This window comes from Streptomyces sulfonofaciens (assembly GCF_014656295.1).
GTDB lineage: Bacteria > Actinomycetota > Actinomycetes > Streptomycetales > Streptomycetaceae > Streptomyces > Streptomyces sulfonofaciens.
Genome location: NZ_BNCD01000002.1, coordinates 511,240 through 526,998 on the forward strand (window position 1 = coordinate 511,240; position 15,759 = coordinate 526,998).

Below are 15,759 nucleotides of genomic sequence, written 5' to 3' on the forward strand. Positions count from 1 at the left end.
TCCCGGGGTGTGGCGGCCCGTCAGCCGGGGTGCGTCGCTCAGCGCTGGAGATGGCGGATCACCGCGAGCACCCGGCGGTTGTGGTCCTCCGAGGGCGGCAGGCCCAACTTGCTGAAGACGGCCGCCACATGCTTCTCCACGGTGCCCGGCGACACCGTCAGCGCCTGCGCGATCGCCGTGTTGGAACGGCCCTCGGCCATCAGCGACAGCACATCGCGCTCCCGCGGGGTGAGCGCCGCCGGCCCGCCGGCGCCCCGGCCCGCGCCGGCGAGCTGGGTGACGACCTCCGGATCCAGCGCCGTACCGCCCGCGCCCACCCGGGCCAGCGCGTCCACGAACTCGGAGACGTTCGCGACCCGGTCCTTGAGCAGATAGCCCACGCCCGCCGAGCCCGCCGCCAGCAGCCGGGTCGCGTACCGCGTCTCCACGTACTGCGAGAAGAGCAGAACACCCGTGCCGGGATGGTCCCTGCGGATGTCGATGGCCGCGCGCAGGCCCTCGTCGGTGCGGGTGGGCGGCATCCGGATGTCGACCACCGTGATGTCCGGCCGGTGCTCGGCGACCGCCGTGCGCAGCGCCTCGCCGTCACCCACCGCGGCGCACACCTCGTGCCCCCGCTCGCTCAGCATCTGGGCCAGCAGCTCCCGCAGCACGGCCGCGTCCTCGGCGATCACCACCCGCATGGCCGGCATGCTCTCACGCGTGCAGCGGCAGCTCGACGGTGATCACCGTGGGGCCGCCCGGCGGGCTGTGGATGTCGACGGTGCCGTCCACGGTACGGACGCGCTGCCGGAGGCCGGTGAGGCCGCTGCCGCGGCCGGGGCCCGCGCCGCCGTGCCCGTCGTCGGTGACGCCCAGCAGCAGCGCGCCGCCCCGCTGGGCCGCGGAGACGGCCGCCCGCCGGGCGCCGCTGTGCTTGATGACGTTCGTCAGCAGCTCCGCCGCGCAGAAGTAGGCGATGGTCTCTATTGCCGCCGACGGCCGCACCGGCACGTCCACCGACAGCTCCACCGGCACCGTGCTGCGCGCCGCCAGGGTGGCCAGTGCGTCCGGCAGGCCGTCGTCGAGGGCGGGCGGGTGGATGCCGCGGGCCAGGTCGCGCAACTCGCCGATGGCCTCGGTGGCGTTGTGGTGGGCGGTCTCGACGAGGCGGCGCAGCCGGTCCACGTCGACGCCCGGGGCTCCGGCGGCGAGGCCCTCCCTGATCATGTCCAGGCTCATCGCCAGTGCCACCAGTCTGACCTGCGCGCCGTCGTGCAGGTCACGCTCCACGCGGCGCAGCAGCGCGGCCGCGTCGTCCACGGCCAGTGCCCTCGTCTCCTCCAGGTCCCGCACCCGCTCGGCGAGCGTGCCCGGGCCCAGCAGCTCCCGCATCAGACGCCGGTCGACCAGCACCACCGCGCGGGTCAGCCAGGGGGCGACCAGCAGGGTGAGCGCCCCGACGAGCGCCGCGAGCAGGGTGCCCCCGAACGTGTGGAACCGCGGTGAGCCGCCGAACGGGAGCGGGGTCAGCGTGGGCGCACCGCGCTCGCCGCCGTGCCCCGGGTACTGCCCGAGCAGGCCCCAGCGCAGCGGTGTGGTCAGGTTGGTCAGCCCGGTCAGCCACCACACCACGGCGTACAGGCCGAACGCCGACACCGGCAGCTTGACGACGACGTAGGCGACGCAGCGCCAGGCGGCGGCATCCCGCAGGCGGGCGTCGAGGCGGCCGAACGGGCCCCGCGCCGGGGCCGACGGCACCGGCGACGGGATGTGCTCGCCCAGCAGCCACCGCGCAAGAGCCCGGTGCGCTCCGCCCAGCCCCCGTGCCAGGGCGAGGGCCAGCACCAGGAACAGCGCCCCCAGGATGCCGCCGATCAGCGAGACGAGCAGCCCGGAGCCGAGGCAGAGCAGCACGACGGCCAGTAGGAACCCGGCCAGGGTGAGCGGGAAGGCGGCCAGGCAGAACGCCGCCTCGGCCCAGGCCCGGGCGGTGAACGGCGCGGTCAGGACGGCCCGTGCCAGGCCCCGGCGCCCGGGCGGGGGCGGGCGCCGGCCGCCGTGCGGTGCTTCGCCGCGGGCCGGGTCGTACGGCGGCGAGGCGAGCGCCTTGGGGGTGTCGCGCATGGGCTCAGTGTCCTGTTCCCGCGCCGACTCGCACATCCCGCCGGACCAGCACGGCGCCACCGGCGCACAGCGCCAGCACCGCGTACAGGCACAGCACGGCGAACCCGGTCCAGGGCGAGAGCATGTCCGCCACCGGCTTGGCGACCGCGAGGGAGTTTCCGGCGATCATGGTGGGGAAGTACTTCGCGATCCGGACCCCGGTCAGCCCCGCGAGGAGCACCGGGAGGACGAACACGATGCCGACCAGGACACCGATCGCGCTCGCCGTGTGCCGGGTGAGGGCACCGAGGCCCACTCCCATGAGCCCGATCAGCGCGAGATAGGCGCCGGCCAGCAGCACGGCCCGCAGCACGCCCGGTTGGTCGAACGACGGGTGCGCAACGTCCTTGTGCAGCGCGGCTCGGCCCGCGAGGAAGGCGAGGAGGACGGCGGCCTCGCCGACGGCGAGCGCCAGCGCCCCGAACACGCCGGCCTTGGCGGCGAGCACCAGCCGGCGCCGGGGCACGGCCGCGAGCGTGGAGCTGATGGACCCGGACGCGTACTCGCCGGTGACGAACAGGACCCCGAGGACACCGATCACCAACTGGCCGACGGCCACACCGGCGAGGACGTTGTTGGTCGGGTCGAAGGCGGCCGCCTTGTCAGGGCTGGGAGCCCTGGTGTTGGCCATGGTGACCACGCCCATGGCGACCATCGCCGCGGCCGAGAGCAGCAGCGCCCAGGGCGTCGACCGCAGGCTGCGCAGCTTGATCCACTCCATACGGGCCGCATGCCGCATGCCGTACCGCTCGGCCGGGCCGCCGACGGAGGCCGGAGCCGAGGGGGAGGCCGGACCCGCGGGTGCCGGTGACGTCATGAGTGCCGCTCCTCGTGCTCTGCGGAGCCCCGGCGGGGCACGCCGTGGTGTGGTCGCTGCCCCGGGGCCGGAGCCTCGCGGTGCGCCGCGCGGTCGTCGGACGGGGGGCCCGGGGCGCTGCCGGTCGGGGTGAGGGCCATGCGCCCCGCGCGGATGCACGCGGGGCCGGTGGCGGGCGGGGCGCAGTCCGCCTCAGTAAGGCCGGCGCTCGGGTCGGCGCCCGTGCCGCGGTACTCGGCGCTGCCGCCGGTCAGCCGGAAGAATGCCTCCTCCAGCGACCCCCCGCCGCGGGTCAGCTCCCGCACCGTGGTGTCGGCGAGCAGCCGGCCCCGGCCTATCACCACCAGGTGGTCGGCGGTGAGCGCCATCTCGGCGATCAGATGGCTGGAGAGCAGGACCGTACGGCCCTCGGCGGCGAGGGATCTCATCAGGTTCCTGATCCAGCGCACGCCCTGCGGGTCGAGGCCGTTCACCGGCTCGTCGAAGAGCAGTACGGCAGGGTCGCCGAGGAGCGCCGCGGCGATGCCCAGCCGCTGGGCCGTGCCGAGCGAGTACTTTCCCGCCCGCCGGTGCGCCACGGCACTCAGGCCGACGGTTTCCAGCACCTCGCCGACCCTGCGGGACGCTATGCCTCCGGCGGCCGCCAGGGCCGCCAGGTGATGGTGCGCGCTGCGGCCCGGATGGAACGTACGGGCCTCCAGGAGCGCACCCACCTCGCGCAACGGCCAGGCGAGGTCGCGGTAGGCGCGACCGCCGATACGGGCCTCGCCGGTGTCGGGCCTGTCCAGGCCCATGATCATGCGCATGGTCGTCGACTTGCCCGAGCCGTTGGGACCCAGGAAGCCCGTCACGCTGCCGGGCCGCACCTCGAAACCCAGCGCGTCCACCGCGACGGTCCGCCCGTAGGCCTTCGTGAGATTCCTGACCTCGATCATCACCACTCCTCCGACACGCCGGCGTGCTCATGCGGTCTCACGCTACGGAGCCGGAGAAAGGGGCGTAACGAGGCTGACCTCCATCTTTTTCTGGGGGTACACCCCCAGGGCCGGGGGTGCGGGAAACCTCAGCGGGGGGTGCGGCGCACCGCATCGAGGAACGCGGCACACCGTACCGAGAGACGCGGGAGCCGTGTCGGCAGGCGCGTCCCTGCCCGTCACCGTGCGGCGGGTGCCCCGTGTCCCGGCGGTGGTGCGTACCGCGTGCGCGGGTGGCGGCGGCCGGCCCCGGGCGGGGGTCACGGACTACGGGCCCGGGTGCCCCGGGCCTCCCGTACCGGAGTCCGACGTGTGCGAGGTCCGGGCCGCCCGGTCGTCCTCATGGCCGGGAGCGTCCGTCGTGGGGCCGCTGCCCTCCGCGGCGTCCCTCTCCGGTGCGTCCCCGTTCGGGTCGCCCTCCGCGGGGCCCGATGCCGTGGCCGGGTCAGGCCCCAGGTCGCGGAAGCCCGCGGGGCCGGGCCCGGTGTCCTCCGGAGCCCGGCCAGGACCGCCCAGCACGCCATGACCGTCGCCGGAGGGCCCGCCGGGCCCCTGCTGGGCGCGTTCGAGGAACCGCAGCAGCTCCACGGGGAAGGGCAGTACGAGGGTGGAGTTCTTCTCCGCGGCGACCGCCACCACGGTCTGCAGCAGTCGTAGCTGGAGCGCGGCGGGCTGCTTCGACATCTCACGCGCCGCGTCCGCCAGCTTCTTGGACGCCTGCAGCTCCGCGTCGGCGTTGATGCGCCTGGCCCGCCGCTCCCGGTCCGCCTCGGCCTGGCGTGCCATGGACCGCTTCATGGCCTCCGGCAGGGAGACGTCCTTGATCTCCACCCGGTCGACCTGCACGCCCCAGCCGATGGCCGGGCTGTCGATCATCAGCTCCAGGCCCTGGTTGAGCTTCTCGCGGTTGGAGAGCAGGTCGTCCAGGTCGCTCTTGCCGATGATGGACCGCAGGGACGTCTGCGCCATCTGGGAGACGGCGAAGCGGTAGTCCTCCACGCGTATCAGGGCGCTGGCCGCGTCGACGACCCTGAAGTAGACCACCGCGTCCACCCGTACGGTGACGTTGTCGCGGGTGATGCCCTCCTGGGCCGGTATCGGCAGGGTGACGATCTGCATGTTCACCTTGTGCAGCCGGTCCACGCCGGGAAGGATCACGGTGAGTCCGGGACCGCGCACGGAGCCATGCAGGCGGCCGAGCCGGAAGACCACCCCTCGCTCGTACTGCTTGACCACGCGTGCGCAACAGGCGAGGCACAGCAGTGCCAGGCAGACCACTGTCACGATCGCGACGATGACACCACCCATGGCCGGACCCCCGACGTCCGAATAGCTGTTGTCGGCCTTGCTGTCAATGATATGTCTGTTTTGCCCAATAATGCTGGTGTGTGCTGCAGGGCTGGGACGGCAGGGCTGTGCACTGCCGGGGGCAGGGGTGGTCATGGTGGCGCCCGAGGGTCGGTGTGCCGCCGGAGCCTGCGGGCCGCGGGTATCCCGGCGAGTGGGGAGCCGTCCGGCCGGGGAGCCGTCCGGCTAGGTGTACTGACCCGTGGGGAGCGCCGGCTCCAGGAGTGACATCAGGACCCGGGCCGCCGGACTGGTGGCGGCTTCCTGGGGGAGGACCGCGACCGTCTCGTAGCCGATACCGGCCGGTTCCCCGAGCGGGATCGCGGCGAGGCCCGCCGCCTGCGGTTTGCGGGCGAAGTGCCCCGGCACCACCGCCACGCCCAGCCCCTCCTGGACCAGCTCCAGCAGGCCGTGCACGTCGTTGACCTCCAGCGTCACCGTACGGTGTGCCCGGGCCGCGGCGAACGCGGCGTCGGTGACGCGGCGCGGGCCCCAGTCCGGGTGGAAGTCCACGAACGCCTCCTGGTCCAGCTTGCCCAGTTCGGTGATCTCGCCGGTGTGCGCGGCGAGGCGGTGCGCCGGATGGCAGAGCACCACCATCGGCTCGCGGGTCAGCGGCACCGTGCGCACCGGACCGGGCAGCTCGCCGGAGGTGACCGCGAACGCGAGGTCGAGGCGGCCGGCGGCGACCTCTTCGACCAGCAGCCCCGAGCCCGCCTGCCGCAGCCGGATCTCCACCTCGGGGTGCCGCTCGCGGAAGGCGGCGAGCAGCCGCGGCACCCGGACCCCCGCGATGCACTGCTCGGTGCCGAGCGCCAGCCGGCCGCGGAGCACGCCCTGGACCGCGGCCACCGCCTCCTGCGCCGCCCGCACGCCGGCCAGCACCCGCTCCGCCTCACCGAGCAGCGCCCGGCCCGCCTCGGTCAGCGTCACATGGCGCGTGGTGCGCACGAACAGCGGTGCGCCGAGCTCCCGCTCCAGGGCCCGGATGGACGCGGAGAGGCCCGACTGCGAGACCATCAGACGCTCCGCCGCCCGGGTGAAGTGCTGGTCCTCGGCGACGGCCACGAAGTGCTGGAGATGGCGTAGTTCCATGATTCAGCAGCGTATCCGCTCAATCTCATCCGATTCTCCTGTTGGACCGCTGCCCGGATCGGCGAAAGGATCGCAGCGACCGCCTCATCACCTCAGCAGGAGCGCACGTGTACACCGCACACCCCGACCGGTACGCCGCCATGCCCTACCGCCGCAGCGGCCGCAGCGGCGTCAGGCTCCCCGTCCTGTCGCTCGGCCTGTGGCACAACTTCGGTCCCGACCGTCCGGCCCAGGTCCAGCGGGACATCCTCTGCCGCGCCTTCGACCTCGGGATCACCCACTTCGACCTGGCCAACAACTACGGCCCGCCGCCCGGTGCGGCCGAGCAGGCGCTCGGGGAGGTGCTTCGCAGCGACCTCGGGCGGTACCGCGACGAGCTGTTCGTCTCCACCAAGGCCGGCTACCTGATGTGGCCGGGCCCGTACGGCGAGTGGGGTTCGCGCAAGTACGTGCTCTCCTCGCTCGACCAGAGCCTGAGCCGGATGGGCCTTGAGTACGTCGACCTGTTCTACTCGCACCGCTTCGACCCGGACACGCCGCTGGAAGAGACCATGGGCGCGCTGCACTCGGCGGTGCAGCAGGGCAAGGCGCTGTACGTGGGGGTGTCCAACTACTCGCCGGAGCAGACCCGCGAGGCCGCCCGCATCCTCGGTGAGCTCGGCACCCCCCTCCTGATCCACCAGCCGCGCTACTCGATGCTCGACCGCTGGGTCGAGGACGGTTTGCTCCAGACGCTGGACGAGCTGGGCGTAGGCTCCATCGCGTACTCCCCGCTGGAGCAGGGCCTGCTCACGAACCGCTACCTGGACGGCATCCCGGCCGGCTCCAGGGTCGCGGGCGACAGCCCCTTCCTCACCGAGGCGAAGCTGACCGGCGAGCTGCTCGGCAAGCTGCGGTCGCTTCAGGAGATCGCCGCGGGCCGCGGGCAGACCCTGGCGCAGATGGCCCTGGCGTGGGTGCTGCGCAACGTCACCTCTGCGGTCATCGGGGCCAGCAGCACCGCCCAGCTCGAGGACAGCGTCGCCGCGGTGGGTGCCCTGGAGTTCGGCTCGGACGAACTGGCCGCGATCGACGCCGTCATCACGGGGGGCGACGGCGCCTGACCACCGGACAGGGCCGCCCGCGCCGCGTCCGGGCAGGGGTGGACCGCGCGGGGCGGGTGCACCGTCCGGGACGGGGGAGGTGCCCGGGACGGTGGGGGAACCCGGGACGCGTGGTCCGCCCGGGGCGGTGGGGCCGGCGTACGGCCCGCGTCACCGCGGTCCGGCCCGATCAGGACGGACAAGAGGTGAACAGGCATTCACCTACACTGGTGAATTCGTGTTCACCCTTCGGTTCGGCGGCCCGGCACCACGGTGCCGGGCCGCCGCCCACGTCTGCGCTGGAGCGTTCATGGAGTCCGTTCCGACCGTGCCCGACAGCCCCGGCATACGCGCCCGCATGACGGTTCCGGTGCTCGCCTTCGGCGGCATCCTGATGGCCGTCATGCAGACCGTCGTCGCACCGCTGCTGCCGGACCTCCCGCGGCTGACCGGGGCCTCGGCCGGCAGCGTGTCGTGGATGGTCACGGCCACCCTGCTGACCGGAGCGGTGCTCACCCCCGTGCTCGGCAGGGCGGGCGACATGTACGGCAAGCGGCGGGTGCTGCTGATGGCGCTGGCACTGATGACCGCGGGCTCCGTGCTCTGCGCGCTGACCTCCGACATCCGGCTGCTGATCGCCGCGCGTGCCCTGCAGGGCGCCGCCGCCGCGGTCGTGCCGCTGTCGATCAGCATCCTGCGCGACGAACTGCCTGCGGCGCGCACCGGCTCCGCGGTGGCGCTGATGAGCTCCACGGTCGGCATCGGCGCGGCCCTCGGGCTGCCGCTCGCCGCGCTCATCGTGCAGTACGCGAACTGGCACGTGATGTTCTGGGCCACCAGCGGCCTCGGGGCGCTCGGCCTGGTGCTGGCCTGGTGGGCGGTGCGCGAGTCACCAGTGCGCTCGCCGGGGCGCTTCGACACGGCCGGGGCGTTCGGGCTCGCCGTGGGGCTCGTCTGCCTGCTGCTCGGCGTCTCGCAGGGCGGCCAGTGGGGCTGGGGCAGCCCCGGGATCCTGGGGCTGTTCGGCGCCACCGTCGTGGTCCTGGCCCTGTGGTGGCGCCAGCAACTGCGTGCCGAGCGGCCACTGGTCGATCTGCGGCTCGCCTCCCGGCCCGCGGTGGCGCTGCCGCACCTGGCCGCGCTGCTCGCCGGCTTCGCCTTCTACGCCAACTCCCTGGTGACCGCCCAACTGGTCCAGGCGCCCACCGCGACCGGTTACGGGCTCGGCCTCTCGATCGTCGGCAGCGGTCTGTGCCTGCTGCCCAGCGGTCTCATCATGCTGCTGTTCTCGCCGGTGTCCGCACGCATCTCCGCAGCCCGCGGGGCGAGGGTCACGCTCGCCCTCGGAGCCGTGGTGATCGCCCTGGGCTACGCGGTGCGCATCGCCGACAGCCGGGCCCTGTGGGCGGTCATCGCGGGTGCGGCGATCGTCTCCACCGGGACCACCCTGTGCTATTCGGCGCTGCCGACCCTGATCCTGCGGGCGGTGCCCGGCGACCAGACGGCCTCGGCCAACGGGGTCAACGTCCTCATGCGCACCATCGGGCAGGCGGTGTGCAGCGCCGCCGTCGCCGCCGTGCTGGTGCACCACACCATGCCGCTGCACGGGCAGGCGCTGCCCACCCTGCACGGCTACCTGCTGGCCTTCGTGATGGCCGGTACCGTCGCGCTGCTGGCGTGCGCCGCCGCGCTCGCCATACCCGCGGACTCCGGCCGGGGCCGGTCCGGGGCCCCCGCCGGCTCCTTGGCCGCCCGCCCCGGGGCCGCCGCCGAACCGGCCGCGGACGCCGGCCGCGACGCCCCGGCGGGGGCGGGCGGGAAGACCCTGGAGGGAGCGTGACGCACATGGCGGTGCCGTCCGGCCGGCCGGACACAGCGCCCGTGGCCCCGTCGGGCCGCCGGGACGCGGGCGCGACCAGGGCGGCCATCCTCCGCGCCGCCCGCCATCTGCTGGCCCGGCACGCACACGCCGACATCACGCTCAGGTCGGTGGCGGAACGCGCGGGTGTCAGCCCACCGCTGATCCTCAAGTACTTCGGCTCGAAGGACGCCCTGTTCGCCCAGGTGATGTCCTTCGAGGCGGACGCGACCGCCCTGCTCGACGCGCCCTTGGACGCGCTGGGCGCGCACATGGTCCGGCACGTCCTGGTCAGCCAGAGCGAGCACGGTGCCGACCCGCTGCTGAGGGTGGTGTTCGCCCCGCTGCACCGCGAGCACGGAGACGTCCTGCGCGCCAACTTCCGCACCCAGGTCGCCGCGCGGCTCGCGGCGCGCCTGCCGGGCCCGGACGCCGGCCTGCGCGCCGAACTCGCCGTCGGCATGCTGCTCGGCCTCGGTGTGATGTACGGCATCGTGAGCGGCACCCGGCTGCGCGCGGCCGGACTCGACGCCATCACCGACCGCTACGCACCCGCGGTCCAGGCCCATCTGACGCGGTGGCCCGGTGGTGGCCCGGTGCGCGACATCCCGTGAGTCCCGCCGAGTCCTGCCGCATCTGCGCACGCCGATCTGCGGAAATGTGATCGGCTTCGGGCCTGTCGCACAACTCCCGCAACCGGTCGTGTACGAGAATCACTCCGTGCGCGGGCGGTCATGCCGGGTGTCGTCCTCGCGGCGCCACATCGTGATCTCCGCGACAGCCCGGGAACCGGCCGCGCGGCGGTGGAGCCCGCCGTGACCGCACCGGACTGTCCTTGCTTGCGATCACGGGCGCGCCCAAGGGCGGGGTGCGCCCGGTGAGCAGGAGGCATGCCTCGATGAGACCCCCCTCATATCCCGGCCATGGGTGAGCCCACCGACCCGGACGTCGATCTGCACGTCCCCGTTCGGCGGCCCGGATCCGGGCGGACGCAGATTCCTGTGGCGGCTGTGGTGGCGCTGGGCGGAGCGATCGGCGCCTCGGCCCGCTACGGTGCGTCCCTGCTGTGGCCCACGGCCGCCGGCGGCCTCCCGTGGACCACGCTCGGTGTGAACGCGGTCGGCTGTGCGGTGATCGGCGTGTTCATGGTCGTCATCAGTGAGGTATGGGTGGCGCACCGGCTGGTGCGGCCGTTCTTCGGCACCGGGGTGCTGGGCGGGTTCACGACGTTTTCGACCTACGCGGTCGACATTCAGCAATTGGTGGACGGCGGCCGGGCCCGCACGGGCCTGGCCTACCTGGGGCTGACGCTGTTGCTGGCCCTGGTGGCGGTGTGGAGTGCGGCCTGGGCGACGCGCCGGATCGTGACGTGGAGGCAAGCATGACGAGACTGACCGGTCGCGCGCTGCGCGTGACGATCTACATCGGCGAGAGCGACGTGTGGCACCACAAACCGCTGTACACCGAGATCGTCCACCGGGCGCACAGGGCGGGACTGGCCGGTGCGTCGGTGTTCCGGGGGGTCGAGGGGTTCGGCGCCTCGTCGCTGGTCCATACCTCGCGACTGCTGTCGCTGAGCGAGGACCTGCCCGTCGCAGTGGTCATCATCGATGACGAGCAGCGCATCCGCGCGTTCTTGCCGCAGTTGGACGAGCTGGTCGCCGAGGGCCTGGTGACCCTCGACGAGTGCGAGGTCATCCGCTATCTGGGCCGCTACAAGGTGCGCTCGTAGTGAACTGGCTGATGGTGATCATCGGCGCCGTCGTCGGTGCGCCGACGCGTTACCTGACCGACATGGCGGTGCAGAAGCGGCACGACACCGTCTTTCCCTGGGGCACCTTCGCGGTGAACGTGGCCGGCTGCCTGATCCTGGGGGTGCTGACCGGAGCCGTCAGCGAGGAGGCCGCCTCCGACTCGGTGCGATTGCTGATCGGTACCGGATTCTGCGGCACGCTGACCACGTACTCGACGTTCTCCTACGAGACGATGCGGCTGGCAGAGGCGGCGGCGAGGTTCTTCGCCGCCGCCAATGTCATCGCCAGCGTCGGCGCCGGCCTCGGAGCGGCCTTCGCCGGCGTCGCACTCGCGGAGGCGGCGTGGGCCTGATCCGCGGCAGCCGAGGGGTGCCGCGACCGGGTCAGTCCTCCGCCGCGTCCGCGTCGCCGTGCGCCGTCCGCCGCCATCCGTGCCGGGGTCTGAACCCGAGGAGCCGGGCGCAGGCCGTGGTGTCGTACAGCGCGGTGTGGTCCGCGAGCGGCAGGAAGGCGGGGACGCCCGGGTGGTAGGTGTCCATCAGCTCGGCCGAGGTGAGCGGTGAGGAGGTGTCGGCGGCGGCCACGGTGATCACGTGGCAGCCGGGCAGGTCCGCCTCCACCGCCCGGCGCAGTGCGGCGGCCGCGTCCCGGGTGTCCAGCCACGCCCACATGTCGTGCCGGTGCGCGCCCGGGTCGGCCGCCACCGCGGCAAGCTGCCGCTCAAGGCGCTCGCCGGTGCCGGTGAACGGGAAGCGCAGGCACACGATGTCTGTGCCCCACAGCCGGTGCGCGGTGCGCGCGACCTCCTCCAGGACCAGCTTCGAGAGCCCGTAGGAGTCCCTGACCAGCGTCGGGTGGTCCTCGTCCAGCGGCACGTAGAGCGGGGAGACCGGTACCGGGGACCAGGCGAGGCCGACCGCCGAGAGACTGGAGGCGGCGGCGACCCGCCGTACCCCGGCCCGCCCCGCCTCCTCCAGCACCCGGTGCGCGGTGTGGCAGTTGGCGGCGAACAACGCGCTGGGGTCCGCGGGGTCCGGGTGCGGGATGGCGCCGAGGTGCACCACCGCCTCGGCGCCCTCCATGGCATCGCGCACCAGCGCGGGGTCCTGGAGGTCGCCGATGTGCACCCGCTCGGGACGCGGGTCGTCGAGGGGGACCCGGTCGGTCGCCACCACGGTGTGTCCCGCGCCCAGGAGCTCGTCCAGGACGTGCCGGCCGATGTGGCCCGCGGCGCCGGTGACCAGGATCCGCATCAGCCCTTCACCGCCCCGACCAGGCCGCCCACGAAGTACCGTTGGAGGCTCAGGAAGAGCAGGACCACCGGGATCACCACGATCAGTGCGCCCGCCATCAGGTCGTTGTAGTGCGGCACGCTCTCCGCGGCGAGTGCCTGCAGCCCCAGCGGCAGCGTGTAGGTACCGGGGTCGTTGAGCGACACGCGGGTCAGCAGGTACTCGTTCCAGGTGGGGATGGCCGTGAGAAGTGCCACGGTGATGAGCGCGGGCCTGGCCAGCGGCAGGTGGACCCGGGTGAAAACGCGTATCTCCCCGGCGCCGTCCACCCGGGCCTGGTCCCGCAGCTCCTGCGGCACGGCCGTGAAGGCGCCGGTCATCAGCAGCACCGACAGCGGTGCGGTGCCGTTGACGAACGGCAGGACCAGGCCGAGGTGGGTGCCGAGGATGCCCATCCTGTTCTCCAGCAGCACGATCGGCAGCATCACCGTGATCCCCGGCACGAACAGCAGCGAGACGAACAGCCGGGAGAGCATGGTGCGGCCCGGGAAGCGCAGCACCGCGAACGCGTAGCCCGCCGCCGCGTAGACGACCAGCGTGAGGACCGTGGTCAGCAGCGTCACCTGGACGCTGTTGAGGAAGTAGTCGAAGAAGTGCAGCCGGTTCCAGGTGCCGATCAGGGTCTCCCAGGTCGGGCGCGCGGGCACGAGGTGGCCGCCGCGCACCACCTCCCACCGGTCCTTGAAGGCCGCCGACACCATCCAGAGGAACGGATAGATGCTGACCAGCCCGTACAGGGCCAGCAGCCCGCCCACGACCAGGCGCGTGAGCAGCCGGCGGGTGCGTTCCGCGCCGTGCGCGGACCGGGTGCGCCGAACGGCTCGCCCCGGGGTGATCGTCGTCATGTCGTGCTCCGCAGGGCTCGCAGGTTGACCAGTGCCAGGATCAGCGCGGCGGCGAACAGCAGCCAGCCGAGCGCGCTCGCCAGGCCCAGCGTCGGCGCCAGCTCCTTCAGGAACGCCAGCCGGTACGCCTCCAGGCCCAGCACGTTGGTGTGGTCCCCGGGACCGCCGTCCGTCATCACCAGGAACGTCTGGAAGCCCTGCAGACTGTCGCGGAGGTTGAGCAGGACCACGATGGAGGTGATCGGGCGCACCAGCGGCCACACCACGGACGCGGTCGAGCGCCACCAGCCGGCGCCGTCGAGTTGCGCCGCCTCCAGCAGGCTCCGGTCGATGCCCTGGAGTCCCGTGAGGTACAGCAGCATCGCCACCGGCACCGCACCCCAGGCGCTGACCACGATCATGGTGGGCAGCGCGGTGTCCGGATTGCCCAGCCAGCCCTGCGGCTGCCGGAGCGAGCCGAGGCCGAGCTGTCCGAGGAGGGCGTTGACGGCGCCGTCCGGTTGCAGGATGTACGTCCAGGCGAAGAACACCGCGACCCCGCTGGTGACGTAGGGCAGGAAGTACACCGAGCGGAGGACCGCCTGCATCCGTCCGGCCCTGTTCAGCAGGACGGCGAGCGGGAACGCAGCGGCGACGGTCAGCAGCGGGACGCCGATCATGACCCAGAGGGTGTTGAGCGCGGCGTGGTGCACCCGCGGCGCATAGCGCGGGTCGCGCCAGAGCACGTCGGCGTAGTTGTCGAGGCCGACCCAGGTCCAGTGCGGTGTGAAGCCGTTCCACTGGGCGAAGCTCAGCGTGAGGCCGTAGCCCACCGTGTACAGGCCCATGACGCAGAAGAGCAGTACGGCCGGAGCGGTGAAGGCGTAGCCGGTGAGGGCCTCGCGCCGCCGGCCGGCGCGTGCGGCGCGGCCGGCGGCAGATGCGGGGCCACCGCCCGGTGCCGGCCTGCCCAGGGGCCCCTGGCACCCGCTCGGGACCCGGCCCGCGGCCGCGCCGGGGGCCGCGGACCGGGAGCCGGCCATCACTTCGACTCCGCCCAGTACGAGTCGATCAGCTTGCGCATGTCCTGCCCGGTCGCGGCGGGTGTGGACTTCCTCAGCGGGGTCAGGTCGGCCAGCACCTCACCGACCGGGTCCTGGTCGTAGCCGGGCGGCCGGAAGTCGTTGAGGCTCGGGTCGTAGGTGTCGCCCGGTGCGCCGTCGAAGCTGTCGATCATCGAGCCCAGGGTGGGGCCGAGCACCTTCACGCCCTCCGCGCCGAGTGCGGTCGCCGGCAGGTCCGCGGAGTCCTTGGCGAACCGTGCGGCCACCTTCTGGCCGGACAGGAACTCCATCCACTTCCTGGCGTTGTCCGGGTGGGCGCTGGTGGAGGTCAGGGTGAGTCCGGTCAGGGCCAGCGGTCCGAGCGCCCGGTGCGGGACGGCGCCGCGTTCGGGCGCGGGCAGCCCGAAGGCCAGGACGTCGTCCGCCTTTACGCCGTTCTGCCGGAGGAAGGCCAGGGTGAAGGTGCCCCCCACGTCGAAGGCGGACTTGCCCTGGGCGAAGGCCTGGTCGGCCTCGTCGATGGTGAGCGACTGGGTGCCCGGCATCCAGTACGGGGTCAGCCGGTCGTACATGCTCAGCACTCTGGTGCCGTCGGGCGAGGCGAAGTTCCTCGACGCGTCCCGGCCGAACAGGGCCTCGTACCTCTCCTTGCCGAGCTGGGCGAAGGCGAGCGGCTGGAGGACCCAGGTGAGGCCGGTCGCCTTGACCTTCAGACCGAGGCTGATGCCGCCCCTGACCGGATCCTCGGCATGCGTCCTGCCGAGCGCGTGGAGGAACTCCTCCCATGTCGCGGGGGCCCTGGTGACGCCGGCGTCGGCCAGCATCCTCTTGTTGGCGTAGACGATGCCGAAGGTGCCGGTGGTGAACGGCACGCTGAAGCGCTGGCCCTTGCGGACGCCGTGCAGCTTGGAGTCCTTCGGCTGCGACTCGCGTAACTTCTGGTCGGTGACCGTGCCCGAGGTCCGTACGGCCTGCTCGAAGCGGTCGCTCCAGGCGGCCGGCACCAGGCCCCGAAGGTCGGCGGCGATACCGGCCGCGCCCAGCGACATGTCCTCGCCGTCCGAGTGCGTCTCCAGCACGTCCGGCAGGTCGTGCGTCTTGGCCGCGCTCTGCACCTTCGTGGTGTACGCGTCGTCCGGGGTGTAGGCCTCGACGCGGACCGAGATGCCGGTCTGCTTCCTGAACTCCTCGGCCGCGTTGCGCAGCGCCGCCACGTGGGACTGCTTGAAGGTCCACATCTCCAGCGTCGCGGCGTCGCCCGGGCCGGACGATCCCCCGCACGCCGAGAGGGACGTCAGCGAGAGCGCCGCGGCCACCACGGCGGCCGCACAACGGACCTTTCCGGATACAGCTATACGCATGGGCCCCACCTAGGATTGATGAGCATCGAGCGTTCAGATGACCGAATGGCGTTGGAGTGACTGAACTTAGGCTCGTCGTGATATAGCGTCAAGACGCGCGCTGCGACGGAGCGCGGCACACCAGTGCGCACACAGGCCGCCGGGTG

16 protein-coding genes are annotated in these 15,759 nt (G+C 72.9%); 6 read left to right on the top strand and 10 right to left on the bottom strand.

Going from position 1 to position 15,759, the window contains the following annotated elements; genetic code table 11:
- Positions 1–38: 38 nt before the first annotated feature.
- The 6 genes from IE313_RS05165 to IE313_RS05190 all read right to left on the bottom strand — a co-directional run bounded on the left by IE313_RS05165 (position 39) and on the right by IE313_RS05190 (position 6,378).
- On the bottom strand, positions 39–683 hold the full coding sequence (locus tag IE313_RS05165; protein ID WP_189929686.1) for a response regulator transcription factor: 645 nt from the start codon (positions 681–683) through the stop codon (positions 39–41).
- Between the two features lie 13 nt (positions 684–696).
- Complete coding sequence (locus IE313_RS05170) at positions 697–2,106, bottom strand: sensor histidine kinase (RefSeq protein ID WP_189929687.1); 1,410 nt, start codon at positions 2,104–2,106, stop codon at positions 697–699.
- Between the two features lie 4 nt (positions 2,107–2,110).
- Positions 2,111–2,962 carry an ABC transporter permease gene (locus IE313_RS05175; RefSeq protein ID WP_189929688.1) on the bottom strand — a complete coding sequence of 284 codons (852 nt, stop codon included), beginning with the start codon at positions 2,960–2,962 and terminating at the stop codon, positions 2,111–2,113.
- A complete protein-coding gene (locus IE313_RS05180) occupies positions 2,959–3,897 on the bottom strand; it encodes an ABC transporter ATP-binding protein (RefSeq protein WP_229924383.1) in 939 nt (312 codons plus the stop codon). Before IE313_RS05180 ends, IE313_RS05175 begins: the two co-directional genes overlap by 4 nt.
- A gap of 306 nt (positions 3,898–4,203) precedes the next feature.
- A complete protein-coding gene (locus IE313_RS05185) occupies positions 4,204–5,244 on the bottom strand; it encodes a slipin family protein (RefSeq protein WP_229924384.1) in 1,041 nt (346 codons plus the stop codon).
- Positions 5,245–5,469: 225 nt separating this feature from the next.
- Positions 5,470–6,378 carry a LysR family transcriptional regulator gene (locus IE313_RS05190; RefSeq protein WP_189929689.1) on the bottom strand — a complete coding sequence of 303 codons (909 nt, stop codon included), beginning with the start codon at positions 6,376–6,378 and terminating at the stop codon, positions 5,470–5,472.
- Positions 6,379–6,485: 107 nt separating this feature from the next.
- Between IE313_RS05190 and IE313_RS05195 the strand changes: the two genes are divergently transcribed.
- The 6 genes from IE313_RS05195 (at position 6,486) to crcB (IE313_RS05220) (ending at position 11,424) form a co-directional block, all read left to right on the top strand.
- Positions 6,486–7,481 carry an aldo/keto reductase gene (locus IE313_RS05195; RefSeq protein WP_308439138.1) on the top strand — a complete coding sequence of 332 codons (996 nt, stop codon included), beginning with the start codon at positions 6,486–6,488 and terminating at the stop codon, positions 7,479–7,481.
- 289 nt (positions 7,482–7,770) lie between these two features.
- Positions 7,771–9,300 (top strand): MFS transporter, encoded by a 1,530-nt coding sequence (locus IE313_RS05200; RefSeq protein ID WP_189929690.1) that lies wholly within the window; start codon positions 7,771–7,773, stop codon positions 9,298–9,300.
- 5 nt (positions 9,301–9,305) lie between these two features.
- Entirely contained in the window at positions 9,306–9,932 is a 627-nt protein-coding gene (locus IE313_RS05205; RefSeq protein ID WP_189929691.1) for a TetR/AcrR family transcriptional regulator, read from the top strand.
- Positions 9,933–10,241: 309 nt separating this feature from the next.
- On the top strand, positions 10,242–10,703 hold the full coding sequence (gene crcB / locus IE313_RS05210; RefSeq protein ID WP_189929692.1) for a fluoride efflux transporter CrcB: 462 nt from the start codon (positions 10,242–10,244) through the stop codon (positions 10,701–10,703).
- Positions 10,700–11,050 carry a DUF190 domain-containing protein gene (locus IE313_RS05215; RefSeq protein ID WP_189929693.1) on the top strand — a complete coding sequence of 117 codons (351 nt, stop codon included), beginning with the start codon at positions 10,700–10,702 and terminating at the stop codon, positions 11,048–11,050. The genes crcB (IE313_RS05210) and IE313_RS05215 overlap by 4 nt, the downstream gene beginning before the upstream one ends.
- The gene (gene crcB, locus IE313_RS05220) at positions 11,050–11,424 is read left to right on the top strand and encodes a fluoride efflux transporter CrcB (RefSeq protein WP_189929694.1); all 375 of its coding nucleotides are present in this window, start codon (positions 11,050–11,052) and stop codon (positions 11,422–11,424) included. Before IE313_RS05215 ends, crcB (IE313_RS05220) begins: the two co-directional genes overlap by 1 nt.
- A 31-nt stretch (positions 11,425–11,455) precedes the next feature.
- Here crcB (IE313_RS05220) and IE313_RS05225 read toward each other — a convergent pair whose 3' ends face one another.
- From IE313_RS05225 to IE313_RS05240, 4 genes are read right to left on the bottom strand one after another with little or no spacing between them, the layout of a single operon-like run.
- Positions 11,456–12,325 carry an NAD-dependent epimerase/dehydratase family protein gene (locus IE313_RS05225; protein ID WP_189929695.1) on the bottom strand — a complete coding sequence of 290 codons (870 nt, stop codon included), beginning with the start codon at positions 12,323–12,325 and terminating at the stop codon, positions 11,456–11,458.
- On the bottom strand, positions 12,325–13,209 hold the full coding sequence (locus IE313_RS05230; RefSeq protein ID WP_189929696.1) for a carbohydrate ABC transporter permease: 885 nt from the start codon (positions 13,207–13,209) through the stop codon (positions 12,325–12,327). Before IE313_RS05230 ends, IE313_RS05225 begins: the two co-directional genes overlap by 1 nt.
- A complete protein-coding gene (locus IE313_RS05235) occupies positions 13,206–14,231 on the bottom strand; it encodes a carbohydrate ABC transporter permease (protein ID WP_189929697.1) in 1,026 nt (341 codons plus the stop codon). Before IE313_RS05235 ends, IE313_RS05230 begins: the two co-directional genes overlap by 4 nt.
- Positions 14,231–15,613 (bottom strand): ABC transporter substrate-binding protein, encoded by a 1,383-nt coding sequence (locus IE313_RS05240; protein ID WP_189929698.1) that lies wholly within the window; start codon positions 15,611–15,613, stop codon positions 14,231–14,233. Before IE313_RS05240 ends, IE313_RS05235 begins: the two co-directional genes overlap by 1 nt.
- Positions 15,614–15,759 lie beyond the last annotated feature (146 nt).

Coding starts and splice junctions, on each gene's coding strand:
- crcB (WP_189929692.1), top strand. CDS start 10,242: ATGGGTGAGCCCACCGACCCGGACGTCGATCTGCACGTCCCCGTTCGG.
- IE313_RS05200 (WP_189929690.1), top strand. CDS start 7,771: ATGGAGTCCGTTCCGACCGTGCCCGACAGCCCCGGCATACGCGCCCGC.
- IE313_RS05175 (WP_189929688.1), bottom strand. CDS start 2,962: ATGACGTCACCGGCACCCGCGGGTCCGGCCTCCCCCTCGGCTCCGGCC.
- IE313_RS05205 (WP_189929691.1), top strand. CDS start 9,306: ATGGCGGTGCCGTCCGGCCGGCCGGACACAGCGCCCGTGGCCCCGTCG.
- IE313_RS05170 (WP_189929687.1), bottom strand. CDS start 2,106: ATGCGCGACACCCCCAAGGCGCTCGCCTCGCCGCCGTACGACCCGGCC.
- IE313_RS05215 (WP_189929693.1), top strand. CDS start 10,700: ATGACGAGACTGACCGGTCGCGCGCTGCGCGTGACGATCTACATCGGC.
- IE313_RS05180 (WP_229924383.1), bottom strand. CDS start 3,897: ATGATCGAGGTCAGGAATCTCACGAAGGCCTACGGGCGGACCGTCGCG.
- IE313_RS05230 (WP_189929696.1), bottom strand. CDS start 13,209: ATGACGACGATCACCCCGGGGCGAGCCGTTCGGCGCACCCGGTCCGCG.
- IE313_RS05165 (WP_189929686.1), bottom strand. CDS start 683: ATGCGGGTGGTGATCGCCGAGGACGCGGCCGTGCTGCGGGAGCTGCTG.
- IE313_RS05185 (WP_229924384.1), bottom strand. CDS start 5,244: ATGGGTGGTGTCATCGTCGCGATCGTGACAGTGGTCTGCCTGGCACTG.
- IE313_RS05240 (WP_189929698.1), bottom strand. CDS start 15,613: ATGCGTATAGCTGTATCCGGAAAGGTCCGTTGTGCGGCCGCCGTGGTG.
- IE313_RS05225 (WP_189929695.1), bottom strand. CDS start 12,325: ATGCGGATCCTGGTCACCGGCGCCGCGGGCCACATCGGCCGGCACGTC.
- IE313_RS05235 (WP_189929697.1), bottom strand. CDS start 14,231: ATGGCCGGCTCCCGGTCCGCGGCCCCCGGCGCGGCCGCGGGCCGGGTC.
- IE313_RS05190 (WP_189929689.1), bottom strand. CDS start 6,378: ATGGAACTACGCCATCTCCAGCACTTCGTGGCCGTCGCCGAGGACCAG.